Below are 22,922 nucleotides of genomic sequence, written 5' to 3' on the forward strand. Positions count from 1 at the left end.
CCAACAAGTCCGTGGAGCATCCATGGCGCCTCACGAGCACAAACTAAAGGAGCATTCACATGCCCAAAATGAAGACCAAGAGCAGCGCGAAAAAACGTTTCCGCGTTCGTCCCGGTGGCACCGTCAAGCGCGGTCAAGCCTTCAAGCGTCACATCTTGACGAAGAAGACCACCAAGAACAAGCGTCACCTGCGTGGTGCAGTCGCAGTGCATGAGACCAACATGGTTTCTGTCGCCGCCATGCTGCCCGGCCGTGGCATTTAACTCAGACGAACAAGGAGTACACACATGCCTCGCGTCAAACGTGGTGTAACGGCTCGCGCCCGCCACAAGAAAGTTCTCGCACTCGCCAAGGGTTTCCGCGGTCGCCGCGGCAATGTCTTCCGCGTCGCCAAACAGGCGGTGATGAAGGCAGGCCAATACGCCTACCGTGACCGCCGTACCAAGAAGCGCGTGTTCCGTCAGCTGTGGATCGCGCGTATCAACGCCGCCTCGCGTGAACTGGGCCTGACCTACAGCCAGTTCGCCAACGGCATCCGCAAGGCCGGTATCGAGATCGACCGCAAGATGCTTGCGGACATCGCCGTGCACGACAAGGCCGCTTTTGCCGGCATCGTGGAGCAGGTCAAGGCCAAGCTGGCTGCTTGATTCTGCACAGCAGGGATGCTGCCTTCGGGTAGCTTCCTGCGCCCACGGCTCAAGGGCTGGCGCTTGAAAAGGCTCCAGCTCTTTTTTATTTCCCCTCGAAGATTTTTGTTGCTATGAACGAGTTGGACTCCCTGGTCGACACCGCACGCGCCGCCTTCGCCGAAGCGAAAACGCCCGCCGAGCTCGAAAACGCCAAGGCCCAGTTCCTCGGCAAGTCGGGCCGCATCACCGAGCTGATGAAGGGCATGGCCGCGCTGAGTGTCGAAGAGAAGAAGTCCCGCGGCGCCGCGATCAACGTCGCCAAGCAGGCCATCGAGGCCGCACTGACCGACCGCCGCCAGCAACTGGCCGACGAAGAACTCTCGCTGCAACTGCGCGCCGAAGCGCTCGATGTGAGCCTGCCCGGCCGTCGCCGGATTCCCGGCGGACTGCACCCCGTGAGCCGCACCCTTGAGCGCATCGAGGAAATCTTCTCGAGCATGGGCTTCGACGTGGCTGATGGCCCCGAGGTCGAGAGCGACTGGCACAGCTTCACCTCGCTGAACAACCCACCGAACCATCCGGCGCGTTCGATGCAGGACACCTTCTACGTCGACATCAACGGCGACGACGGCATTCCCTACAACCTGCGTCCGCACACCAGCCCGATGCAGGTGCGCTATGCGCATCAGCACATCAAGAAGTACGCCGCCGAGTTCGCGGCCGCTGCAGCCGACACCACCGGCACCGTGAAGGCGCCCGAGATCCGCGTGATCGCGCCCGGCCGCACCTACCGCGTCGACAGCGACGCCACCCACTCGCCCATGTTCCACCAATGCGAAGGCCTGTGGCTCGGCGAGAACGTGAGCTTCAAGGACCTGAAGGTGGTCTTCACCGACTTCTGCCGCACCTTCTTCGAGCGCGATGACCTCGTGCTGCGCTTCCGCCCGAGCTTCTTCCCGTTCACCGAACCGAGCGCCGAGATCGACATCCAGTTCGCGAGCGGGCCGCTGGCCGGCCGCTGGCTCGAGGTGTCGGGCTCGGGCCAAGTGCATCCGAACGTGGTGCGCAACATGGGGCTCGACCCCGAACGCTACATCGGCTTCGCCTTCGGCATGGGCCCCGACCGGCTCACGATGCTGCGCTACGGCGTGAACGACCTGCGCCTCTTCTTCGACGGCGACCTGCGTTTTCTCTCGCAGTTCCAGTAAGCACCCCTCCATAGAAAAACCAGATCGAGATCGAAGAGATGCAATTCCCGGAATCCTGGCTGCGCGAGTTCTCCAACCCGCCCCTCGACAGCGCCGCACTGGCCGAAACGCTCACCATGGGCGGCTTCGAGGTCGAAGAGCGCCGACCGGTGGCGCCGCCTTTCACGCGCATCGTGGTCGGCGAAATCAAGGAAGCCGAGCAGCACCCGAATGCCGATCGCCTGCGCGTGTGCCAGGTCGACGCGGGGCAGGGCGCCTTGCTCAATATCGTGTGCGGCGCGCCCAATGCGCGTGTCGGCATCAAGGTGCCGTGCGCACTCGTCGGCGCCGAATTGCCGCCGAGTGAAGACGGCAAGCCCTTCCTCATCAAGCTCGGCAAGCTGCGCGGCGTCGAGAGCCAGGGCATGCTGTGCTCGGCGCGTGAACTGGGTCTGAACGAAGACCACGGCGGCCTGCTCGAGCTCGATGCCAATGCGCCCATCGGTGCCGACGTACGCGACGTGCTCAAGCTCGACGACGCGCTGCTCACGCTCAAGCTCACCCCCAACCTGGCGCACGGCCTCAGCGTCTACGGCGTGGCGCGTGAACTCGCCGCGCTTACCGGTGCGCCGCTCAAGACCCCTGCTATCGCGCCGGTGGCGACGTCTTTCGCCGACGTGCTGCCCGTCAAGGTCGAAGCCCCCGAACTCTGCGGCCGCTTCTCGGGCCGCATCGTGCGCGGCGTCGACACCAAGGTCGCAACACCCGCCTGGATGGTCGAGCGCCTCGCTCGCTGCGGCCAGCGCAGCGTGACGCCGCTGGTCGACATCTCGAACTACGTGATGTTCGAGTACGGCCAGCCCAGCCACATCTTCGACCTCGACAAGATCCACGGCGGCCTCACGGTGCGCTGGGGCAAGGCGGGCGAACAGCTCAAGCTCCTCAACGGCACGACCATCACCGTCGACGAGAAGGTCGGCGTGATCGCCGACGACCGCGAAGTCGAATCGCTCGCCGGCATCATGGGGGGCGACGCCACCTCGGTGTCCGACGACACGCGCAACATCTATGTCGAGGCCGCGTTCTGGTGGCCCGAGGCTGTGCAAGGGCGTTCGCGTCGCTTCAACTTCTCGACCGATGCGGGCCACCGCTACGAGCGTGGCGTCGATCCGAGCCGCACTGTGCAGATCATCGAGCGCATCACGCAACTGATCGTCGAGATCTGCGGCGGCGAGGCCGGCAGGATGGACGACCAGACGCTGAGCGTGCCCGAGGCCGTACCCGTCACGCTGCGCGTCGAGCGTGCGGCGCGCGTGATCGGCATGCCGCTGACGCAAGCGCAATGCGCCGACGCGCTGAATCGCCTCGGCTTCGCGATCACTGAAGGCGAGGGCACGTTGACTGTGACCCCGCCGCCGCACCGCTTCGACCTGCTGATCGAAGAAGACCTGATCGAGGAAGTCGCGCGCCTCATCGGCTTCAACAACCTGCCGACCACCGCGCCGCTCGCTCCCATCACCGCCCGCGTGCGGCCCGAGGCGCAGCGCAGCCGCTTTGCGGTGCGCCGCAGCGTCGCGGGGCTGGGCTATCAGGAAACGATCAACTTCAGTTTCGTCGAAGCGCATTGGGAGCAGGACCTCGCAGGCAATGCGAACCCGATCAAGCTGCTGAACCCCATCGCCAGCCAGATGAGCGTGATGCGCTCGTCGCTGCTGGGCTCGCTGCTGCAGGTGCTCAAGTTCAACCTCGACCGCAAGGCGCCTCGCGTGCGCGTGTTCGAAGTGGGTCGTGTGTTCATGCGCGACGACAGCGTTGCCACCACCGACAGCACCGTGCGCGGCGTGAACCAGCCGATGCGCGTGGCGGGCCTCGCCTGGGGCGACGCCGACGAGTCGCGCTGGGACGGCAAGCCGCAGCGCGTCGACTTCTACGACGTCAAGGGCGACGTCGAAGCACTGCTCGCGCCGCTGGTGCCCAGCTTCGAAGTGGCCGAGCATCCGGCCCTGCACCCGGGCCGTTCGGCGCGTGTGCTGGTTGGCGGCAAGGCCATCGGCTTCGTCGGCGAACTGCATCCGCGCTGGCGCCAGAAGTGGGACTTCGCCCAAGCGCCCGTGTTGTTCGAACTCGACCTCGACGCCGTCACGGCGCGCCCCGTGCCGGTTGCTCAGCCAGTGCCCAAGCATCAGGCCGTAGAGCGTGACCTTGCCGTGGTCGTGGCTGAAGCCGTCACGCACGATGCACTGGTGCAGGCCATTCGCGCGACGACAGCTGCGCAGGGACTGCTGCGCGACGTAACGCTGTTCGACATCTATCGCCCGCAGCCGCTGCGCGATGGTGCCGTGGCTGCGCCGGGCGCGTTGGCGCAAGGCGAGAAGAGCATGGCGGTTCGCCTCAGTTTCCAGAGCGACAACGCCACCCTGACGGACGAGCAGGTCGAGCCCGCGGTCCGTGCAATCGTCGAACAACTGGACGCCAAGCTCGGCGGCCGCTTGAGGGGATGATGAGAATGAACGCTGCCGAATTCACGCTCGAGGCTCTCGAAACGCCTGCGCTCACCAAGGCGCATCTGGCCGACCTGCTGTTCGAGCAGATCGGCCTGAACAAGCGCGAGTCCAAGGACATGGTCGAGGCGTTCTTCGAGCTCGTGGCCAGCAGTCTCGTCGAAGGCACGGACGTGAAGATATCAGGCTTCGGCAACTTCCAGATCCGCGTGAAGGCGCCGCGGCCGGGCCGCAACCCGCGCACGGGCGAGGCCATTCCGATCGGCGAGCGGCGCGTGGCCACGTTCCATGCGAGCGCCAAGCTCAAGGAACAGATCCATGGAAGCATCGACCAGAACGGCGCATCCGAAGTCGAGTGGAGCCTGGGCGCCGAATAGTGCTTGGTGCTGCGCGCCTGCGTAGAGTAATCTCTAAGGTTTCCCGCGCACAGTCTTGATTTCAATGGAGAAAACGCTCCCTCCGATTCCCGTCAAACGCTACTTCACCATTGGTGAGGTCGGCGAACTGTGCGGCGTCAAGCCGCACGTGCTGCGTTATTGGGAGCAGGAGTTCACGCAGCTGCGGCCCATGAAGCGGCGCGGCAATCGCCGCTACTACCAGCACCACGAGGTGCTCATGATCCGCCGCATCCGCGATCTGCTCTACGACCAGGGCTTCACGATCAGCGGCGCGCGCAACAAGCTGCAAGAACTCGTGCAGGGTGAACGCGACCGTCGCAAGGCGGGCGAGGTGCCGCTCGAAGGCATGGAGGCCATCGAGATCGACCAGGAAGAATTCGATGCCGCCGTGGTGCAGGATTCGCCCTCGTCGTCTGCCGCGCAGACGGTCGACCTGTCGCAGTTGTTGCACCTGCGGCGCGAACTCTTTGAAATTCGTGAGTTGCTGACCCTCGGGCGCTGAATTTCAACCGCTATAATCGAGAGCTTCGGTGTGTGGCGCAGCCTGGTAGCGCACTTGCATGGGGTGCAAGGGGTCGAAGGTTCGAATCCTTTCACACCGACCAACATAACGTCCAAGGGCGTCCGGTTTCATCCACCGGACGCCCTTTTTCATTGGGGAACTGGGCGAATCGCGTCCGCCGGCATACACTGAAATCTGGTGACTGCCAGCCCCAAGTGGGGGTACAAAAGGGGGTACAAACCTCCTGAACCCCCTGGTACGGCGGTTTTGTACCCCCACCCCCTGGATGTACCCCATGCCGTTGACCGATGCCGCATGCCGCAACGCCTCCTGTCCACCTGACCGAAAGCAGGCACGCTACGCCGACGCGGGCGGCCTCTATCTGGAGGTTTCGGCCTCGGGTTCTCGTCGGTGGTTCTGGAAGTTCAGGATCGTGGGGGTCGAGAAAAAATTCGCCTTGGGCTCCTATCCCGACGTGAGCCTTGCGGCGGCGAGGAAGGCCCGTGACGCTGCCAAAGCCCAGAAGGCTTCCGGAATCAATCCCATACAGGCGCGCCAGGTCGTCAAGCTCAAGTCGGCTGTGAACACCGGCGACACCTTTCGAGAGACCGCGCTCGAATGGTTCGACAAGCACTATGCGCGGTGGAGCGGCCACTACGCGACACGCGAGAAGCGGAACCTGGAAAAGGATCTGTTTCCGTACTTCGCTGCTCGTCGCATCAGCGAAATCGAGGCCATCGAGTTGTTGGCAGCCCTGCGCCGTGTCGAGGAGCGTGGCGCTCTCGACGTGGCCGGCCGCGTGCTGATGACAGCACGCGCGGTGTGGCGCTACGCGGTCGCCACCGCGCGGGCGCCGCGCGATATCACGGCGGATCTCAAGGGGGCACTCACGCCCCACAAGAAGCGGCACTTCGCGGCGATCACCGATCCGGCCCAACTGGGGACGCTGATACGCGTCATCCGGGGTTACCAAGGCGGAGCGATCGTGCGTACGGCGCTTCAACTGGCGCCCATGCTTTTTCAACGCCCGAACGAACTGCGAGCGGCGGCCTGGGCCGAGATCGATCTCGACGGGGCGCTCTGGACCGTGCCCGCTGCGCGGATGAAGCGGCGCATCGACGGCAAGCAACATGGTGATCCGCACTTGGTGCCTCTGCCCAGGCAGGCTGTGGGGTTGCTGCGCAAGCTGCATCCCATTACGGGCCACAGCACGCTGGTCTTCCCGGGCGAGCGTAGTCATGAGCGGCCGATCTCGGACAACACTCTGCGTGCAGCGCTTCTGACCCTGGGGTACGGCCCGACCGTGCAGACGGTTCATGGCTTCCGGGCGACAGCCCGGACCCTGTTGGCGGAAGTGCTGGAGATCGATCCGCTGGTGATCGAAGCCCAATTGGCGCACGCCGTCAAGGATGCCAATGGGCGCGCCTACAACCGTACCCAGTACCTCAAGCAGCGCGCCGTGATGCTCCAGCGATGGGCGGACTATCTGGACGTGCTGGCTACCAAAGTGGGTTCTCCAGCGGTTGCGTTGAAAGCGGCCGCATGAGAACTGCCCCGTCGGGTGTTAGTACGGCCCTCCCGATCTGCTGTAGAGCGTCGCCGACGACCGCTCTTTGCCGAGGGCGTCGCGCGCCACCGCGGCCCTTCGCCAATCCGATCCAGGGGCGAGCATCAGCTTCCTGGCGTTGGAGAGAACGGGAAGTCCCGGGCCAGGAGCGGTATGCTAGCCGTGGTTAGCGGAAGGCCGCTTGAGACTGACTGCCGACGTTCAATTTCAAGCATCGAATGGCTGCTTGAACTCTGCGGATTCAACCGGTCGATGCAACACACTTAAAACTGAGTAAACAGAAGGAGTGTTGCAGATGAAGTATCGAACGCGGACCTACTACACAGACAGCCAGAAGGCCCTGATGTGGGAGCGCTGGAAAGCAGGTGACAGCCTTCAACAGATAGCCCAGTTGTTTGATCGATCGCATTCGTCGGTCGAAGGGATTCTGTCGCGAACAGGCGGAATACCGCCGCCAGAGCGGTGCCGGTCCTCCTTGGCACTGACCTTGGCCGAGCGCGAGGAGATCTCACGTGCTGTGGTGGCCGGCTTCTCAATTCGAGCGATCGCCAGCATCCTCGGGCGAGCGCCATCGACTGTGAGCCGGGAGATCAAGCGCAACGGTGGTCGAGAGGGCTACCGGGCTGCTCAGGCCGACCAGGCGGCGTGGGACCGCGGGCACCGTCCCAAGAGATGCAAACTGGCAAGGAACAGAGCCTTGGCGCGCATCGTGGCTGCCAAGCTCCAATCGCTGTGGGCGCCTGAGCAGATCGCGGGGTGGCTCAAGCATAGTTATCCTGGCGATGAGGACTTCCAGGTGTCACACGAGACCATCTATCGCAGCCTCTTCATCCAAGCCCGTGGGGCCTTGAAGAAGGAACTGCTGCAGCATCTGCGACGCACGCGGGTCATGCGCCGTTCGCGCCATCACACGCAGAAGACCGATAACCACGGAAGAATTGTCGACACGGTGTCGATCAGCGAGCGCCCGGCCACGGTGGAAGATCGGGCAGTGCCTGGTCATTGGGAAGGCGACCTGCTGTTCGGCGGCACGAGCAGTCAGATTGCCACCCTGGTCGAGCGTCAAACACGCTACGTGATGCTGGTGAAACTTTGGGGCACGGACACCGAGACCGTCGTCAAGGCGCTGATCAAGAACGCTCGCAAGCTGCCGCAGGAGCTGTACAAATCGCTGACCTGGGATCGAGGCAAGGAGATGGCGGCTCACAAGCGCTTCACCCTGGCGACCGACGTCCAAGTCTACTTCTGCGATCCGCACAATCCTTGGCAGCGCGGAACCAACGAGAACACGAACGGCTTGCTCAGGCAGTACTTCCCTAAAGGGATCGATCTCTCGAGCCATTCACAGGCCAAGCTGAATGCCGTTGCAAGACAATTGAACGAGCGACCAAGGAAGACCCTCGACTTCCACACACCGGCTGAGATGTTCAGCCAAATCGTTGCATCGACCGGTTGAATCCGCACTCATGAAGCGGAAGTTGCGCAGTGACGGGGAGATGTCGCCTGAGGCTGTGAGGACCCGGAGCTCACCCCGCCCCACCCCGACGCAATCTATTGGATGGAGCGAGCGTCGAACCCGTGGTCCAGCCGCAGGGGTTCACTCCATCCGAAATCTCTAACGCGTCATCCACTTCGATGCCCAGGTACCGGACTGTCGATTCGAGCTTCGAGCGGCCCAGCAGAAGCTGGACTGCGCGCAAGTTCTTCGTCCTTCGGTAGATCAGCGTTGCATTTGTCCGTCGCTCGGGTTGTGTGCCGTAGTCTGCATGCGTCAGGACCGAGCTCGACCACCTAGTGTTCAAGAACGCGGGCGTACTGACGGGTCCCAAGAAGCGGCGAGTTTTGGATCGGGCTTGGGAACAGGAAGTCCTCGGACTGCAGTCCAGCCAGCTTGATCCACTTCAGGAGGGCCCACGAGTACCGGCCGTGATTTCGAACTGCACGGGGTGCTGTGTCTTGTGCTGCTTGACGACTGTTCGAGAAGCGATCAGGTCACCCTGACTGACATCGCGCACCTTGAGTGAAACGAGATCGCCGTTCTTGAATGTGGTTTCCCCCACTTACGGTCTCTGACGGCGCGCTGCGCTTACGCCCAGATGCGACTCTCCTTCCACTGATCTCGCGCGATCGACTTCCGGGTGCGGCAGGTCAACTGCAAGAGTGATAAACGGCGATCAACTGCAGAGGGGCCTGACCGTCAGTTCGGCGTCTTACTGAGCAGACTTTCATTCGAGAACTGATCTAGAACGAATAACCAATGGTTATTCGCTGACCCACAACTCTTCATTTGCGGATGGAGCCTCCATGCCGAACAATCCGGCACAGTACCGACAACGAAGTCCACCACCGTCGAGGTAGGCAGGACGAAGAGAGACACCGAAATGAATCAGCGGAACCGCCGCACCTTCCTTTGCTCGCTGCGAGCCGCCGGCCTTGCCGCCCTCACCGCCAGCGTATGGATGTATTCCTCGACGGTGGCTCATGCGGCCGACGAGCCATGGCCCTCTCGGCCGATCCGTTTCGTCGTTCCCTTCGCCGCCGGCGGCGCAACCGACGCGATGGCGCGCCTGCTGGCGCAACGGATGGCGGCGGTCTGGAAGCAACCCGTCATCGTCGACAACAAGCCCGGCGCCGGCACGGTGCTCGGCACCGACGTCGTCGCCAAGGCCGCACCGGACGGCGCCACCTTCGGCATCGTCGTGTCGGCGCACGAGATCAATCCGAGCCTGCGGCCCAAGCTGCCCTACGACACGCTCAAGGATTTCGCGGCCGTCAGCGAAGTCGGCGTGCAGCACATGGTGATCGCGGCGCATCCGTCGTTCCCGGCCGACAACCTCGCGCAGCTGATCGCGCTCGCGAAGAAGGAGCCCGGCAAGATCAGCTATGCGAGTTCGGGCAGCGGCACCGCGCTGCATCTCGGCATGGAACTCCTGAAGACGCGGGCCGGGATCGACATGCTGCACGTGCCATACAAGGGCGGCGCGCCGGCCCAGCAGGACGTGATCGGCGGCCAGGTGCCGCTCTTGGTCGACATCTATCACAGCAGTTCGCCGTTCATCAAGGCGGGCAGGCTGAAGGCGATCGCGCTCTTCAGCCCGGAGCGGCCGAAGTCGATCGCGTCGATCCCGACCATCGCCGAGACCGTGCCCGGCGTCAGCGCCGTCAGCGTGCTGGGCGTGGTGGCGCCGGCCGCCACGCCGGCGGCCATCGTCGCCAAGGCCAGCGCCGACATGGCGACGGTGATCCGCTCACCCGAGTTCGCCGAGCAGCTGCAGGGCATGGGCGTCGAGGCCGTGGGTTCGACGCCGCAGGAATTCGATTCCATTATCCGCGCCGACATCCAGAAATGGGCGCCGGTGGTCAAGTCGTCCGGCGCGTTGCCGGACTGATCCTCTTCAACACACCAGGTCGCATCATGAGCAACGACTGTCTCCAACATCAATCGCAATCCTTCGCCTGGAAGGCCGCGTCCTTCCAGAGTTCGGCCGACTACAGCCTCAAGTTGAGCGACGCCGAACGCGCCGAGCTGCTCGCCGCCGTGCGTGCACTGCCCGACGTGCAGCGGCCACAGGGTTCCACCGCATCCGACTTCGCAATGGCTTCGCTCACGCCGCGCCTGAAGGCCGCGTACGAGGACGTGCGCAGCGGCCGCGGTTTCGTCGTGATCCGCGGCCTGCCGGTCGACAGCATGAGCAAGAACGAATTCGTCTCGGCCGTCTGGGGCATCGGCCAGCACTTCGGCGACGCGCTGTCGCAGAGCACCAGCGGTGACCTGATCGGCCACGTGGTCGACGCGACCGCCGAGGACGCGACGCCGCGCATGTACCGCAGCAACCTCGAATTGCGCCCGCACAACGACATCACCGCGATGATCTCGCTGGCCTGCTGGCACAAGTCTGAGACCGGCGGTGCGTCGGTGATCGTGAGCGCGGTCACGGTGCACGACGAACTGTGCAAGCACCACCCGGAAGTGCTGGCGCCGCTCTACCGCGGCTTCCATTACCACCAGGTCGGCGAAGAAGCGCCGGGCGAGCCGCCGGTCACGCGCCAGCGCGTGCCGCTCTTCGCGGTTCGCGACGGCCAGCTCAGTTCGCGCTATCTGCGCTCCAACCTGGTGGCCGGCCATCGCGCGCTCGACACGCCGCTGACTGAGGAGGACATCGCCGCGCTCAACACCTTCGATGCGGTCGCCACCGCGCCCGAGAACCGGCTGGCCTTCTTCCTCGAACGTGGCGACATGCTGGTGGTCAACAACTACACGGTCATGCATGCGCGCACCTCGTTCAAGAACTATCCGGAGCCCGAGCGCAAGCGTCATCTGGTGCGGCTGTGGATGGACGCCCCGGGCTTTCGCCAGGTGCCGGGCGAGTACATCTTCCATGAAGTCAACGGCGTGCCGAAGCGCGAAGGCAAGAGCGCGTCGCTCAACTTCAAGAAGCTCTACGCCGACGATCCGGTCGCGAGCGGCGGCGTGGCTGACCTCAAGGTGACGGACGAGATGGCGGCGAGCAACGGCTAGCCGCGGCCAGCGAAGGCTAGCAGGAAGCGCACAGCCTATCGGTTAGGGTTCGCCGCTCCTTCACCACCGATGAGACGACGACGTGAACCTGCGAGAGATGGAAGTGTTCCGTGCCGTGATGCTGAGCGGCACCGTCAAGGGCGCGGGCGCGCTCATGCACATCTCGCAGCCGGCCGCGAGCAAGCTGCTGGCGCTGGCCGAGCGGCATGCCGGCTTGCGCCTCTTCGAACGCGTGCGCGGCCGGCTCGTGCCGACGCCGGAAGCGCATCAGCTCTATCCCGAGATCGAGGCGGTCTGGAAGAGCATGGAAAAGGCGCGCTCGGTGTCGCGCGAACTCGCGGCGCCGCGCGGCGGCAGCCTGCGCATCGCGAGCACGGCGCGCTTCTGCACCTTCCTGTTGCCGCAGGCCGCGACCGCGCTCTACGCGGCGTTTCCCGAGCTGACGATCCACGTCGACATGGTCATGCCGCATCTGGTGAGCGACGCGGTCGCGCGCGGCATGTGCGACATCGGCATCGAGATGCTGCCGACTGCGCATCCCGAGCTCGAGATCGTCCGCACGCTGCAGTGCGGGCTGGTGTGCGTGGTGCCCGAAGACCATCACCTCGCGCGCAAGAAGGTCGTCAAGGCTGACGACCTGCGCGGCGAGCGGCTGATCGCGATCTCGCAGGCGCCACCCTTCGGCCATCTGCTGGAGCAGGTGTACGGCGGTCAGCTGCAAGGCATGCGGGTCGACCTGGAGGTGACGTCCGGCACGGTCGCCTGCTGGTTCGCGCAGGCCGGTGCTGGCATCGCGCTGCTCGATGCGCCGACGGCCGCAGGCGGCGCCTTCAAGGGCCTGGTCGTGCGGCCGTACGCGCCGAGCCCGCGCATTCCGGTGCAGATTCTGCGCGGCAAGCACCGGTCGATGACGCCGGCGGCGCGCGAATTCTGCGATGGCTTCGAGCGGCTGTGGAAGCAGCACGTCGTGCCGAAGCGAAGCTGAAAGGCAGGCCGGCCGAAGGCCAGGAGGTTGGCCGCGACAGGAGTCATTGGTTCGACCTTCGGGTTTCCCCTTTGTTGACGAATCATTTAATGCGAAATCACAATTGGCACCATGAAAGCCAGTGAACTCTTCAACGTCGAAGGACGCATCGTCGCCATCACCGGCGGTGCCGGCGGTATCGGTCTCGCCTATGCCGAAGTCATGGCCGCCAACGGCGCCAAGGTCAACCTCATCGACGTCGACCGCGCGTCGCTCGAAGCTGCCGTGGAGCGCCTCAAGGCCGAGGGTGGCGACGTGCACGGCGAGGTCGCTGACGTGACGAAGCCCGACACCGTGCGCCAGGCTTTCGCTCACATCGTCGGGCGCCATGGCCGGCTCGACATTGTCTTCGCCAATGCCGGCATCAGCGGCGGCCCGGGCTTCCTCAACGGCGCCGGAGAGCGCAATCCGGCCGGCGCGATCGAGAACCTCTCGCTCGAAGTGTGGGAGCGCGTCATCGCGACCAACACGACCTCGGTCTTCCTGACATTGCAGACCGTCGTGCCGTACATGAAGAAGCAGGGCGGCGGCCGCATCATCGTCACGAGCTCGATCTCGGCGTCGAAGACCGAGACGCTGGTCAGCTCGATCTATGCGACCTCGAAGGCGGCTGTCGGCTACCTCGTGCGGCAGGCCGCGCACGAGCTCGCCAAGTACGACATCCTTGTCAATGCGATCTCGCCCGGCCCGGTCATCACCAACATCGGCGGCGGCCGGCTCAAGGATGCCGACGCGCGCAAGCCCTTCGAACGCGCCGCACCGCTCGGCCGCATCGCGACGACGCAAGACCTGCAAGGCGCGGCCTTGTATCTCGCATCGCCGGCGTCCAGCCTGGTGACGGGCGCGCAGATCCTGATCGACGGCGGCACCGCGCTCGGCCCGGCGGATTGAGGGAAGACCCCATGACCCAGCCCGGCTTCATCAAGATCACTTCGCCCGACGGCCATGCCTTCGACTGCTGGTCGTCGCCCGCCGAAGGCCACTCGCGCGGCGCGGTCGTTGTGCTGCAGGAGATCTTCGGCGTCAACCCGCACATCCAGTCGGTCTGCGCACGGCTCGCGAAGGAAGGCTACGACGCCTACGCGCCCGCGCTCTTCGACCGGTTGCAGCCCGGCTTCACCTCAGGCTACAGCAAGGAAGAGGTCGCGGAAGCGCTCAAGCTGCTGCCGCGCATCGACTGGAAAGCGATGGTCGTCGACACGCTCGCGACGGCCGACCTTGCACGCCGCACGCAAGGCTCGGTCGCGCTGATGGGCTTCTGCCTCGGCGCTTCGGTCGCTTGGATGGCTGCTCAGTCGCGGCCCGGCATCGCGGCGGTGGTCGGCTACTACGGTGGCCAGATCGTCGAGCATCTCGAGCGCCCCGCGCAGAGCCCGACCTTGCTGCACTACGGCGAGACCGACCACACGATCCCGATGGTCGGCGTCGAGCGCACCCGCGCCGAGCGCCCCGAGGTCGAGCTGCACGTGTACCCCGCGGGCCACGGCTTCAACTGCGATGCACGCGCTTCGTACGAGCCGGCATCCGCCCAGCTCGCCTGGGAACGTTCGTTGCGCTGGCTCGCGGCGCACAGGGCGGCCTGACGATGGCTGGCAAGAGGGCGACTTCATCCGGCTCGGTCAGCAAGGCCAGCACGGCCGGCACGCCGTGCGATCGGGCTGCGGATCCACTGGCCTCGTTGGCCGCACCGATCGCGCCGCTGGCCGAGGAATACATCGCCGTGCTGGTGATGAGCCTGGCCGGCCGCCTGAACCGCGGCGCGTCGAGCCACTACCAGAAACACTTCGAACTGAGCATGGCCGACTACCGGATCGTGCTGGCGCTCGGGCTCGCCAAGAACCTGAACATCAGCGCGGTCGCGAGTTCGGCCGACGTCGACAAGGCCGCCGCCAGCCGCAGCCTGCGTGCGCTGGAACAGCGCGGCATCGTCGAGCTCGAGCAGACCGCCACGCGCGGCCGCGCCGCCATCGTCCACCTCACCGAAACGGGCCGCGAGCTCGAGCGGCAGATCAGGAAATCGTCGCGCCAGCGGGAGCGGCGCTTCATCGCCGCGCTGTCGGAAGACGAGCGCCAACAGGCCGTCGCGCTGCTGAAGAAGCTCATCGCCGGCGTGCCGCACATGAACAAGGATTGAACCGACCGTGACTGCCATCTACGACAACCCCCTCAAGTTCAAGCGGATCGACGTCCGCCCGATGAACAGCACCATCGGCGCAGAGATCCACGGCGTCGACCTGACGCGCCCGCTCGATGACGAGACCTGGCAGGAGGTGCGGCAAGCCTTCGCCGACTACCTTGTCGTCTACTTCCCGAACCAGCCGCTGACGCATGACCAGCACCTGGCTTTCAGCGAGCGCTTCGGCCCGCTGATGGCGATGCCGCAGCTGCTGTCGGTCGAAGGCCACGAGCAGATCCACATCATCAAGCGCGATGCCGACGACAACAGCCGCGTGATCGGCGAGAGCTGGCATGCCGACAGCACCTACTTCGAGTCGCCGCCGGCCGCCGTGATCATGAAGTCGGTGACGGTGCCGGAGTTCGGCGGCGACACCGGCTTCCTCAGCATGTACGCCGCGTACGAGACGCTGTCGCCCAAGCTGCGCGAGATCCTGGACGGGCTCAACGTCGTGCACAGCGCGACGCGCATCTACGGCTCGGCCTACCACGCGCAGAAGAAGAAGTTCAGCTCGGTCAATGCGCGCACCGATCTCGACATCGAGGCCGGCGACCGCGAGCAGCTGCATCCGGCGGTGTGCACGCATCCGGTGTCGGGCCGGCGCTTCCTGTACCTGAACCAGGTCTACGTGCAGCGCTTCGAAGGCATGACCGAGGCCGAGAGCCTGCCGCTGCTGCGCTTCCTGTACGAGCACTGCGCCCGCTTCGAGAACACCTGCCGCGTGCGCTGGCAGAAGGACCAGGTGCTGATCTGGGATAACCGCTGCGCGATGCACAAGGCCATCCCGGACTACATCGGCCGCGCCCGCTTCATGACGCGCACGACCATCGTCGGCGAACCGCCGCGCTGAACCCCATTCACCGATCCAGCCAGCCAGCAACCAACGAGGAGACATCATGAAAGCCAGCATCTTCCGCAGAACCTTCACCAGCGCGGCCGCCCTTGCCGTCGCAGCCGTCCTGACCGGCACCAGCCTGCTGTCGGCCGGCCCCGCGATGGCGCAGGCCGCGCCCGCGCTCACCACCGTCAACGCCGGCTTCGTGCCGGTGACCGACGTGGCCGCGCTCTACCTCGGCGAGGAGGTCGGCATATGGAAGAAGCACGGCCTGCAGTTGAAGGCCAACATTGCCTCGACCGGCGCCGTGCCGGCCGTGATGAGCGGCGAATACCACTTCGGCTTCACCGCGCTGGTCAACGTGCTGCAGGCGCGCGACAAGGGCCTGCCGCTCAAGATCATCTCGGCCGGGTCGAGCTCGACCGGCGTCAAGGGCGCGGACGTGACGATGATCCACGCCGGCCCGGCCAGCAGCATCAAGTCGGCCAAGGACCTCGAAGGCAAGACCGTCAGCGTGAACGCGCTCAACGGCCTGCTGCAGATGATGGGCAAGGCGGCCGTCAAGTCCGACGGCGGCGATCCGGCCAAGGTGCGCTTCATCGAGCTCGGCTTCGCCGAAGCGCTGGCCGCGCTGCAGGCCGGCAAGATCGACGCGATGGTCGGCGCCGAGCCCTTCGGAACGGCCGCCATCGCCGCGGGCTTTCCGCCGATCGCGTCGCCGTACCAGGCGATGTCGACCAAGAGCATGCTGACCTCGTCGTACTTCACGAGCGAGCCGCAGCTGAAGGCCAACCCTGAGCTGTTCAAGAAGATCCGCACCGCCATCAACGAATCGCTGGAATACGCGCAGGGCCATCCGGACGAAGTGCGGAAGCAGCTGCCCAAGTTCACCAAGCTCGGCCCCGACGTCGCGGCCAAGCTGATCCTGCCGAAGTACCTGGTCGACATCCCGCGCGAGTCGGTCGACATGTTCTCCAAGTCGGGCAACGAGTTCGGCATGCTGACCAAGCCGGCCGTGTACGACGTCGTCGTCTGGACCGAAGGCAAGTGATCGTGGCCGCGAGCAACGGACTGGTGGGCAGGGCGGTGCGCACGACCCCGGCCACCCGCACCTTCGACGCGTCCGCCATCGCAAGATGGCTGGGCAGGATGGTCGGCATCCTGCTGCTCGCGGCCCTCTGGGAAGCCGCGCCGCGCGCCGGCTGGGTCAACCGCGACTTCTTCCCGCCGCTGTCGGTCGTGCTCGGGCGCCTGTCGGTGCTCGTCACCACCGGGGAGTTCTGGGGATTCGTCGCCTGCACGGTGCGCACCTGCGTGCTGGGCCTCGCGATCGCGACGGTGGCCGGCGTGCTCGTCGGCCTGGCCGTCGGGCTCACGCCCGGCGCGCGCAAGTACACGCACTCGACCATCGAGTTCCTGCGGCCGATTCCGTCGGTCGCGCTGATTCCCGGCGTGATCCTGCTCTTCGGTTCGCGCTACCACTCGGGCGTGGTGCTCATCACTTATGCCGCTTTCTGGCAGGTGCTGCTGCAGATGCTCTATGGACTGAACGACATCGACAGCGTCGCGCGCGACACCGCACGCACCTTCCGCTTCAGCCGCTTCGGCTATGTGCGGCATGTGGCGTGGCCGACCTTGCTGCCCTATCTGTTCACCGGCGTGCGGCTCGCGGCGGCGATAGCGCTGGTGCTGGCCGTGACGGCCGAGATGGTGATCGGCAGCCAGGGCGTCGGCCGCGGCATCGTGGTGGCCCAGGCCTCCAACGCGACGCCAGAGGCCTACGCCTACGTGCTCGTGGCCGGGCTGATGGGCGTGGCGATCAACATGGCCGCGCGCCTGCTCGAACGCCGGCTTCTCAAATGGCATCCGAGCGTTCGCAATGCCGGAGGTACACGTTGATTCCGTCCTTCGCCCGCAAGCTGGTGGTCGAGTTGGCGCTGCCGCTGATCCTGTTCGGCCTGCTCTATGCGCTGAGCGCCGACTCGACCAACTTCTACTTCCCGTCGCTCGCGGCGGTGCTCGACAAGTTCAACGGCCTGTGGCTCGGCCCGCGCTTCTTCACCGACGTGATACCGAGCTTCCAGCGCCTGATGGCCGGCTACGTGCTCGCGACGATTCTCGGCACCGCCATCGGCATCGTCATCGGCAGCCATGCCGGCGTGCGCCGCGCGGCCGAGCCGGTGCTGGAGTTCTTCCGCGCCGTGCCGCCGGTGGCGCTGATCCCGCTGCTGATCGTGAGCATGGGTTTCGGCGACGCGATGAAGATCACGGTCATCGTGGCCGGCGCGGTCTGGCCGATCCTGCTGAACACGGTCGAAGGCGTGAAGGCCGTCGACTCCGTGCTCGACGACACCTGCCGCACCTACCAGATCAAGGGCTTCGCGCGCCTCTGGCACTTCATCCTGCCGGCCGCGTCGCCGCAGATCATCGTCGGCATGCGGCTGGGCCTGTCGATCGGCATCGTGCTGATGGTGATCAGCGAGATGTTCGCCGCGCTCGACGGGCTGGGCTCGGCCATCATCTATTTCCAGCGCAGCTACGAGATCCCGCAGATGTGGAGCGGCGTGCTGATGCTCGGCCTCTTCGGCTTCGCGCTGTCGATGGTCTTCAGGCTGTTCGAGCATCACGTGCTCGGCTGGTACTACGGAATGCGCGATCTCGAAAGAAAGAGCTGAACCATGAGCGCTGTCATGAACAACGAACAATCTTCCACCCAGCCGGTGGTGTCGGTCCAGCATCTGCAAAAGGTTTACGAGTCGAAGGAACGGCGTGTCGAGGCCATCGGCGACCTGAGCTTCGACGTGCGGCACGGCGACTTCACCTGCATTGTCGGCCCTTCAGGAGCCGGCAAAACGACCCTGCTCAAGTGCCTGTCGGGCCTGCTGGCGCCCACGCGCGGCATCATCCACGTGAACCGGCACGACGTGACGTCGCCGCCCGAGGAGATGGCGATCGTGTTCCAGGAATACGGCCGCAGCTTGTTCCCGTGGAAGACCGTGCGCGAGAACGTCGAGCTGCCCTTGCGTGAGCGCAAGGTGCCCAAGGACAAGCGCAAGAACATGGTCGATGCGGCGCTCGAAGCCGTGGCGCTGGCCGGCGTCGGCGACTCGTATTCGTGGCAGCTCTCGGGTGGCATGCAGCAGCGCGTGGCCATCGCGCGCGCCGTCGCGTACCAACCCAAGGTGATGGTGCTCGACGAGCCGTTCGCCGCGGTCGATGCGCAGACGCGCGCCGACCTCGAAGACCTGATGCTGCGCCTCTGGAGCGAGCTCGACCTGACCGTGATCTTCGTCACGCACGACATCGACGAGGCCGTGTACTTGGGCCAGCGCGTGCTCGTGTTGTCGTCGTCGCCCACAAGAGTGCTCGACGACGTGCCAGTCGACATCCCGGGCCCGCGCACACAAGCTTTGACGCGCGTCGAGCCTTTGTTCGCTGAACTGCGAACGCGCGTCTACAGGGGCATCCAGGCCGCGAAGGCCGCCAAGACTGTGGCGGTGCAGCCATGAAGCGGCGGACGCTGCTCGAGATGATGGGCGTCGTGGCGTTGTCGATGTCGAGCGCCGCCAGCGCGTGGGCGCAGACAGCCGTCTTCCCCAAGCCCGGCAAAGTGGTCCGCATCATCGTCGGCTTCGCGCCCGGCGGCCCGACCGACACGCAGGCGCGCGTGCTGGCGCTCGAGATGTCGAAGTCGCTCGGCACCTCGGTCATCGTCGAAAACAAGCCGGGCGCGAGCGGCGGCATCGGCGCCATGGAAGTGGCACGCGCCGAGCCCGACGGCCATACGTTGATGTACATCTCCGACGGTGTCGTCACGCAGAACCCGCACACGCTGAAGTCGGTGCAGTACGACACCTTCAAGGACTTCACGCCCATCGCGCAGACCACCGCCGGCGGCGTGGTCCTGGTGATGGCGCCGACGCTACCGGTGTCGAACGTCAAGGAACTGATCGCCTACGGCAAGGCGCACCCGGGCACGCTGGCCTATGCCTCGTTCGGCACCGGTACCGTCTCGCACATCTACGGCGAAGTGCTGCGGCAGACCACGGGCATGGACCTTGTCCACGTCCCGTACAAGGGCAGCGCCGACGCGCTGAAGGACCTGCTCACCGGCCGCGTGCAGCTGATGTTCGACTCGCCCTCGACCGCGGCGCAGTACGCCAAGGACGGCCGCCTCAAGATCCTCGGCAGCGCCGGCGAGAAGCGGCGCGCGCTGATGCCCGACATCCCCACCTTGCTCGAGCTCGGCCTGCCGGGCTTCGAGATCCGCGGCTGGAATGGGCTCTTCGGACCAGCGAAGCTGAGCGACGCCGTGCTGCGACCGCTGTACGCCGGTGTCGCGACGGCGATCCGCACCAAGGCCTTCCAGGACACCTTGCTAACGATGGCCTTTGACCCAGTCAACGAGACGCCGGCGCAGTTCGCCAATGTCGTGAAGCGCGATCACGACCGTTGGGGCGTCTATGTGCGACAGGCGAAGATCGCGCGCGAGTAGACCTCTCCCCGATCCGGCAGCCTGTGGACGGCTTCTCCGTACACGTTGCCTGAAAATCGGCGGTATCGGACGTCATCGGGACCCTCATGAAAGTCAATGTGCGGGCATGTCCATGTTTGGATGGCGCCGGCAACGCGAGCGTCGGCGACGGGCTATGTCTGCACCACCCTGGACCAGTCGTCGATTTCGAGATCCTCGTCGCACCTGAATGACCGCAACCGGCATTGCAGCGTGAGTTCCCCGAGCGGTCGGGAAGGACGGCAAACGTGCTGCAGTGCTGACGTTCAGGCTGTCGAGATGAAGGCCTGCTTTGGGTCGGCAGCACCAATTCCCTGCGAGGAGGAGCAGTCGCCGGGAGGGGCCTGTCCGCTGGTGTGAAGGATGCGCTGTCCTAACCGCTTGCCAAGAGCAGGTTCGCGCCGTCCGGGCGGCTCGGTTCGGCTTATCGAATCAAGTCGTGCGCCCGTTCATGCGCTCCGCGATCCACGATTGCACGGTGCTCTCCGGCCATGCCGCAGTGCGCTGTCCAGCTTTCACCGAGCGCGGAAAGATGCCCCTGCGCATTTGTTCGTAGATGGCTGACCTGCGCAGGCCGGTGAGGCGCTCGACTTCAGGCAGTCTCAGAAGCCTGTCGGGGGCGCGCCTGATTGTCTGCGCCAGCGGCATCGTTGAGTCGGAGCAAAGGAGCGTGAGCGCCTCCTGCAGCAGACGAGCCGCCTGCATGGCTCGTTGAGCGGTAGGGTCTGCGGCGACAAACGCGCTCGATTCATGGTTGGTTTGGGCTCGCATGGGTATTGCCTTTCGGTTCTTCCGCAGCGCATCCAATGCTGTTGCGGGACGTCCATAGGTTGCCGGGGATGTCTGCTGAGACCAACTCGCTGTAGCAATGCGAAGCGTACTGGAGCGGGACGTGCGAATCGGAAAGGGCGTTCAGCACATGCCGAACCTTCGTGCACTCTGAACCAAAGTGGGTGTGGGCCGATACCCTTCAATTTCCTCCCTTCTTTCTTTGCAGCAGAAACGCCTTGCGTTCGGCTCGTGCTTCGGCGGCTTGCTTCAGTTCAGTGTAGGACTTTGCGTCGATAACCGCTCCGCTGGGATTCTTCGCAGTCGGGTTCAAGACCACGGCGAAGTAGCCGGGCGGCGATTTTTGCCCAGCCTCGCGATAAATCTGAACCTGCATGCCGCTGTGCATGTACTCTTCGACGACCTGATCATGGTCCGAGGGTTCCGAGTGTGGAATCTGTGCCTTCACATGACGCGCTCCATCTACCGCGGCGATCGGATAGACGTTCAACTCCAGAACCTGGGCATTCAACCCCACCTGAATTGCCGATCGCAGTGCGGCCTTGGTGGCCTCCGCGCCCTGGCCCGCGAGCGGGTTCATCTCGATGAGAACGTGCGCAAGGATTCGGCGGTTTTCGGCCATGTCGGGTTCCGATCGTTTCTGCGAAGGTTGATGAAGATGTGGTCTGGGTCGCGCCTCATTCCGGCCACCAAAGCGGCCGCGTTGGTTGCGCCGCTTCGGCACGCAACGCGTCGGCCAGTTCATGCACGGAGTCCTTGAGACCGCTTCGCACGAGTGCGACCCATGTACGCAATGCGTCATCCTCGGGTTGATCGCCGGCGATCCCCTCCTCCAGGCGCGACAGGACGTCCAGGACACCGTGATAGGTCGTCAGGGATTGGCCGACCTCCACGGCGCGAGGCAGCTGATTCGCCCGCGCCTCCCGGCGCTGCGCATGCGCCTGCGCTGCGGCCTTCGCGATGTTGTGTGCCCGGGCTGCTTCCTGCTCTTGCTTTCGTCGGATAGCGGCTTCCTCGGCCAGCAGCTTGGACCTGAGTGCTTCGGCTTCCGGGAATGCGATCAGAGCGCGCGTGATCTCCGGGAGTTGCTGCTCCAGTTGTTCGCGGCTGCCTGTCCACTGGCGGGCGATGACGTGCCAGTCTCTCTCCAACTTCAGCTTGTAGCCATCGAGGGCCCTGTACTCATCTCGATGAAAGAGGAAATCCTGACGCTTGGGTTGAGCAATCTTCTCCACCTGTTCGGAGAAGTTCAGCCTGATGGCGCCGCCCGCGCGCCGGATCTCAACCGTGTTCGATGCGTCTCCCCGGCCAGTGACAACCTGGCAGCCTCCGGCAAGCAGTCCCCGGATGAGCGCTTCGTGGAAACGGAGAATCCAGTCGATGTGGGTCAGCGTTGCGGTGATGCGCAGGCAGCCGCTGCCGGAGGTGTACCGGCCCGAGGTCATTCTGTGGCTCGACATGGCGCCGAAAAAGGGCTTGCGCAGTCGTCTGGCTTCTTCCGCCTCCACCGCCAACTTCGCCTCATCGCGCTCGATGGACTGGAAGAAGCGGGCGGTCTTCGCCACCAGTGGGGGGCAGTGGTCGAGTGAGGGCGGTACATCGATGGGCTGCAGCACAACGGCATCCCTGGCCCGGGAAAGCGCTTGCTGGACCTGCTGGATCCTCGTGGCGTCGGAAGAGCGGGCCGCCGTGGTGTCTTTCTCCGGCAAGTGGACTTCGTGATCGACGTCGGAAGGCGGCAGCGGGGTCTGCACGCAGATCTTGCCGACCGCGAGACGGGTCCAATAGCCGACGGGTGGAACAGGGATGTTGTATCGGCGGCAGAGCTTGGAGAGTCCGACATCGGACAGGCCGAGATTCGGCCCCAAATGGCGAAGCGGTGTTTGCCAGACCAACGCGTACAGTTCGGATCGCTTCACGTACATCTCCACGGTCAAGTAAAAAGAAGGCTCAGGTCAAGCGCGGCTTGGGTATCTCGAAGAGCTATGCGGCGTGTTCCGCAACAACCTTCATGATTCCTCTTCCAAAAAAGCATCCTCTGGGCTCGAATAAGAAACTGCGCGCCGCCACTGCCGAAAATCTGGGAGGAGGCGGACATCGAGTCCAGGCTCCGCTACAGTTTTTCGGCCGCACAGCCCGCTACCGATTCAAACTTCGAGGGATTGGGTTTTCAAGTCAGCCTCTATGCAAATACTAAGATATTTGCGTTTCCTCTTCCCGGCTGCGCACCGTGCGACATCTGAGAGCACCGTCAACTCGTGGCCAGAATCCGTCGGTTCTAG

General features: G+C 64.8%; 23 protein-coding genes, 1 tRNA gene and 1 pseudogene. 21 read left to right on the forward strand and 4 right to left on the reverse strand.

The genetic code is table 11. The annotated features are described in order from the left end of the window. Positions 1-59: 59 nt before the first annotated feature. The 9 genes from rpmI to ACSFCA_RS21140 all read left to right on the forward strand — a co-directional run bounded on the left by rpmI (position 60) and on the right by ACSFCA_RS21140 (position 8,240). Positions 60-263 carry a 50S ribosomal protein L35 gene (gene rpmI / locus ACSFCA_RS21100; protein ID WP_007832497.1) on the forward strand — a complete coding sequence of 68 codons (204 nt, stop codon included), beginning with the start codon at positions 60-62 and terminating at the stop codon, positions 261-263. A 24-nt stretch (positions 264-287) separates the two neighbouring features. Next, positions 288-647, forward strand: a complete 360-nt coding sequence (gene rplT / locus ACSFCA_RS21105; RefSeq protein ID WP_007832499.1) for a 50S ribosomal protein L20 — start codon at positions 288-290, stop codon at positions 645-647. Between the two features lie 113 nt (positions 648-760). Next, positions 761-1,837 (forward strand): phenylalanine--tRNA ligase subunit alpha, encoded by a 1,077-nt coding sequence (gene pheS, locus ACSFCA_RS21110; RefSeq protein WP_093053069.1) that lies wholly within the window; start codon positions 761-763, stop codon positions 1,835-1,837. 38 nt (positions 1,838-1,875) lie between these two features. After that, positions 1,876-4,317 (forward strand): phenylalanine--tRNA ligase subunit beta, encoded by a 2,442-nt coding sequence (gene pheT / locus ACSFCA_RS21115; protein ID WP_435460631.1) that lies wholly within the window; start codon positions 1,876-1,878, stop codon positions 4,315-4,317. Between the two features lie 5 nt (positions 4,318-4,322). Further along, positions 4,323-4,694 (forward strand): integration host factor subunit alpha, encoded by a 372-nt coding sequence (locus ACSFCA_RS21120; protein ID WP_093053063.1) that lies wholly within the window; start codon positions 4,323-4,325, stop codon positions 4,692-4,694. A gap of 64 nt (positions 4,695-4,758) precedes the next feature. After that, positions 4,759-5,217, forward strand: coding sequence for a MerR family transcriptional regulator (locus tag ACSFCA_RS21125; RefSeq protein ID WP_258350107.1), 459 nt, complete (start codon positions 4,759-4,761; stop codon positions 5,215-5,217). Between the two features lie 26 nt (positions 5,218-5,243). Further along, positions 5,244-5,320: transfer RNA gene (locus ACSFCA_RS21130), tRNA-Pro, on the forward strand. Between the two features lie 192 nt (positions 5,321-5,512). Then, positions 5,513-6,763, forward strand: a complete 1,251-nt coding sequence (locus ACSFCA_RS21135) for a tyrosine-type recombinase/integrase (RefSeq protein WP_435460630.1) — start codon at positions 5,513-5,515, stop codon at positions 6,761-6,763. Positions 6,764-7,079: 316 nt separating this feature from the next. Further along, entirely contained in the window at positions 7,080-8,240 is a 1,161-nt protein-coding gene (locus ACSFCA_RS21140) for an IS30 family transposase (protein WP_435460629.1), read from the forward strand. Between the two features lie 148 nt (positions 8,241-8,388). Here the strand turns inward: ACSFCA_RS21140 and ACSFCA_RS21145 are convergent. Continuing rightward, positions 8,389-8,820 (reverse strand): annotated as a pseudogene (locus tag ACSFCA_RS21145) (tyrosine-type recombinase/integrase); the annotation flags it as partial. Between the two features lie 345 nt (positions 8,821-9,165). Here ACSFCA_RS21145 and ACSFCA_RS21150 point away from each other — a divergent pair. The 12 genes from ACSFCA_RS21150 to ACSFCA_RS21205 all read left to right on the forward strand — a co-directional run bounded on the left by ACSFCA_RS21150 (position 9,166) and on the right by ACSFCA_RS21205 (position 19,833). After that, positions 9,166-10,173: a tripartite tricarboxylate transporter substrate binding protein gene (locus ACSFCA_RS21150; RefSeq protein ID WP_435460628.1), complete on the forward strand. Its 1,008-nt coding sequence runs from the start codon at positions 9,166-9,168 to the stop codon at positions 10,171-10,173. Positions 10,174-10,199: 26 nt separating this feature from the next. Beyond that, positions 10,200-11,303 (forward strand): TauD/TfdA family dioxygenase, encoded by a 1,104-nt coding sequence (locus tag ACSFCA_RS21155; protein ID WP_435460627.1) that lies wholly within the window; start codon positions 10,200-10,202, stop codon positions 11,301-11,303. A gap of 82 nt (positions 11,304-11,385) precedes the next feature. Continuing rightward, positions 11,386-12,288, forward strand: coding sequence for a LysR family transcriptional regulator (locus ACSFCA_RS21160; RefSeq protein ID WP_435460626.1), 903 nt, complete (start codon positions 11,386-11,388; stop codon positions 12,286-12,288). Positions 12,289-12,399: 111 nt separating this feature from the next. Further along, entirely contained in the window at positions 12,400-13,218 is an 819-nt protein-coding gene (locus ACSFCA_RS21165; RefSeq protein ID WP_435460625.1) for an SDR family NAD(P)-dependent oxidoreductase, read from the forward strand. Positions 13,219-13,229: 11 nt separating this feature from the next. Further along, positions 13,230-13,910 carry a dienelactone hydrolase family protein gene (locus ACSFCA_RS21170; RefSeq protein ID WP_435460624.1) on the forward strand — a complete coding sequence of 227 codons (681 nt, stop codon included), beginning with the start codon at positions 13,230-13,232 and terminating at the stop codon, positions 13,908-13,910. 2 nt (positions 13,911-13,912) lie between these two features. Beyond that, positions 13,913-14,461: a MarR family winged helix-turn-helix transcriptional regulator gene (locus ACSFCA_RS21175; protein ID WP_435460623.1), complete on the forward strand. Its 549-nt coding sequence runs from the start codon at positions 13,913-13,915 to the stop codon at positions 14,459-14,461. Between the two features lie 7 nt (positions 14,462-14,468). Further along, positions 14,469-15,353, forward strand: a complete 885-nt coding sequence (locus ACSFCA_RS21180) for a TauD/TfdA dioxygenase family protein (protein WP_435460622.1) — start codon at positions 14,469-14,471, stop codon at positions 15,351-15,353. 46 nt (positions 15,354-15,399) lie between these two features. Beyond that, positions 15,400-16,389: an ABC transporter substrate-binding protein gene (locus ACSFCA_RS21185; RefSeq protein WP_435460621.1), complete on the forward strand. Its 990-nt coding sequence runs from the start codon at positions 15,400-15,402 to the stop codon at positions 16,387-16,389. 2 nt (positions 16,390-16,391) lie between these two features. After that, positions 16,392-17,237: an ABC transporter permease gene (locus tag ACSFCA_RS21190; protein ID WP_435460620.1), complete on the forward strand. Its 846-nt coding sequence runs from the start codon at positions 16,392-16,394 to the stop codon at positions 17,235-17,237. Next, positions 17,234-18,013, forward strand: coding sequence for an ABC transporter permease (locus tag ACSFCA_RS21195; RefSeq protein WP_435460619.1), 780 nt, complete (start codon positions 17,234-17,236; stop codon positions 18,011-18,013). The genes ACSFCA_RS21190 and ACSFCA_RS21195 overlap by 4 nt, the downstream gene beginning before the upstream one ends. Before the next feature lie 3 nt (positions 18,014-18,016). After that, positions 18,017-18,847 carry an ABC transporter ATP-binding protein gene (locus ACSFCA_RS21200; RefSeq protein WP_435477364.1) on the forward strand — a complete coding sequence of 277 codons (831 nt, stop codon included), beginning with the start codon at positions 18,017-18,019 and terminating at the stop codon, positions 18,845-18,847. Further along, a complete protein-coding gene (locus ACSFCA_RS21205; RefSeq protein ID WP_435460617.1) occupies positions 18,844-19,833 on the forward strand; it encodes a Bug family tripartite tricarboxylate transporter substrate binding protein in 990 nt (329 codons plus the stop codon). Before ACSFCA_RS21200 ends, ACSFCA_RS21205 begins: the two co-directional genes overlap by 4 nt. 450 nt (positions 19,834-20,283) lie before the next feature. Here ACSFCA_RS21205 and ACSFCA_RS21210 read toward each other — a convergent pair whose 3' ends face one another. The 3 genes from ACSFCA_RS21210 to ACSFCA_RS21220 form a co-directional block, all read right to left on the reverse strand. Next, positions 20,284-20,622, reverse strand: coding sequence for a helix-turn-helix transcriptional regulator (locus ACSFCA_RS21210; protein WP_435460616.1), 339 nt, complete (start codon positions 20,620-20,622; stop codon positions 20,284-20,286). A gap of 199 nt (positions 20,623-20,821) precedes the next feature. After that, a complete protein-coding gene (locus ACSFCA_RS21215; RefSeq protein ID WP_435460615.1) occupies positions 20,822-21,262 on the reverse strand; it encodes a hypothetical protein in 441 nt (146 codons plus the stop codon). Positions 21,263-21,317: 55 nt separating this feature from the next. Then, complete coding sequence (locus ACSFCA_RS21220; protein WP_435460614.1) at positions 21,318-22,559, reverse strand: hypothetical protein; 1,242 nt, start codon at positions 22,557-22,559, stop codon at positions 21,318-21,320. Positions 22,560-22,922 lie beyond the last annotated feature (363 nt).

This window comes from Variovorax multivorans, assembly GCF_051216835.1.
In the GTDB taxonomy this organism is placed as follows: Bacteria; Pseudomonadota; Gammaproteobacteria; order Burkholderiales; family Burkholderiaceae_C; genus Variovorax.

Coding starts and splice junctions, on each gene's coding strand:
- ACSFCA_RS21170 (WP_435460624.1), top strand. CDS start 13,230: ATGACCCAGCCCGGCTTCATCAAGATCACTTCGCCCGACGGCCATGCC.
- rplT (WP_007832499.1), top strand. CDS start 288: ATGCCTCGCGTCAAACGTGGTGTAACGGCTCGCGCCCGCCACAAGAAA.
- ACSFCA_RS21165 (WP_435460625.1), top strand. CDS start 12,400: ATGAAAGCCAGTGAACTCTTCAACGTCGAAGGACGCATCGTCGCCATC.
- rpmI (WP_007832497.1), top strand. CDS start 60: ATGCCCAAAATGAAGACCAAGAGCAGCGCGAAAAAACGTTTCCGCGTT.
- pheS (WP_093053069.1), top strand. CDS start 761: ATGAACGAGTTGGACTCCCTGGTCGACACCGCACGCGCCGCCTTCGCC.
- ACSFCA_RS21140 (WP_435460629.1), top strand. CDS start 7,080: ATGAAGTATCGAACGCGGACCTACTACACAGACAGCCAGAAGGCCCTG.
- ACSFCA_RS21175 (WP_435460623.1), top strand. CDS start 13,913: ATGGCTGGCAAGAGGGCGACTTCATCCGGCTCGGTCAGCAAGGCCAGC.
- pheT (WP_435460631.1), top strand. CDS start 1,876: ATGCAATTCCCGGAATCCTGGCTGCGCGAGTTCTCCAACCCGCCCCTC.
- ACSFCA_RS21200 (WP_435477364.1), top strand. CDS start 18,017: ATGAGCGCTGTCATGAACAACGAACAATCTTCCACCCAGCCGGTGGTG.
- ACSFCA_RS21135 (WP_435460630.1), top strand. CDS start 5,513: ATGCCGTTGACCGATGCCGCATGCCGCAACGCCTCCTGTCCACCTGAC.
- ACSFCA_RS21205 (WP_435460617.1), top strand. CDS start 18,844: ATGAAGCGGCGGACGCTGCTCGAGATGATGGGCGTCGTGGCGTTGTCG.
- ACSFCA_RS21185 (WP_435460621.1), top strand. CDS start 15,400: ATGAAAGCCAGCATCTTCCGCAGAACCTTCACCAGCGCGGCCGCCCTT.
- ACSFCA_RS21150 (WP_435460628.1), top strand. CDS start 9,166: ATGAATCAGCGGAACCGCCGCACCTTCCTTTGCTCGCTGCGAGCCGCC.
- ACSFCA_RS21125 (WP_258350107.1), top strand. CDS start 4,759: ATGGAGAAAACGCTCCCTCCGATTCCCGTCAAACGCTACTTCACCATT.
- ACSFCA_RS21120 (WP_093053063.1), top strand. CDS start 4,323: ATGAACGCTGCCGAATTCACGCTCGAGGCTCTCGAAACGCCTGCGCTC.
- ACSFCA_RS21155 (WP_435460627.1), top strand. CDS start 10,200: ATGAGCAACGACTGTCTCCAACATCAATCGCAATCCTTCGCCTGGAAG.
- ACSFCA_RS21210 (WP_435460616.1), bottom strand. CDS start 20,622: ATGCGAGCCCAAACCAACCATGAATCGAGCGCGTTTGTCGCCGCAGAC.
- ACSFCA_RS21215 (WP_435460615.1), bottom strand. CDS start 21,262: ATGGCCGAAAACCGCCGAATCCTTGCGCACGTTCTCATCGAGATGAAC.